Source organism: Bacillus sp. VA15, from assembly GCF_055721145.1.
Genome location: NZ_JBVQPQ010000046.1, coordinates 1 through 405 on the forward strand (window position 1 = coordinate 1; position 405 = coordinate 405).

Below are 405 nucleotides of genomic sequence, written 5' to 3' on the forward strand. Positions count from 1 at the left end.
TGACGGAACAGCGCTTTGCCTTTTAGCAATCGCGTGCCGAGCCAGCCGCCGCACAGCGACAGCAGCACCGCACCGCAGACCGGCAGCGTGAACCACAGTCGCCAGTCAGGCTCCCACGGGAAATCGAAGACGCGGGTCTGCAGCACGGCTAACGCCGTCTCAGCACCCATCGCCGCCACCAGACCCGAGACCAGCCCCAGCAGGGCGAACTCGCTCCACAGCGTGGTGCGCAGCAGTCGCTTACTCGCCCCGAGCGTGCGATAGACCACCAGCTCCTGATGACGCTGCCGCATCCCGACCTGCACCTGGGCCAGCAGCAACAGTACGCCGCAGATCGTCACCAGCACCACCATGACCTCCAGAGCCCGGCTGACCTGCTCCAGCACCTGCCCGACCTGTTTAAGG

General features: G+C 65.9%; 1 protein-coding gene. It reads right to left on the minus strand.

Translation table 11 applies throughout. The features are described from left to right. Positions 1–405 (minus strand): FtsX-like permease family protein (locus tag AC0DBE_RS21670; RefSeq protein ID WP_472963769.1); only part of this gene is annotated, 405 nt, incomplete at both ends.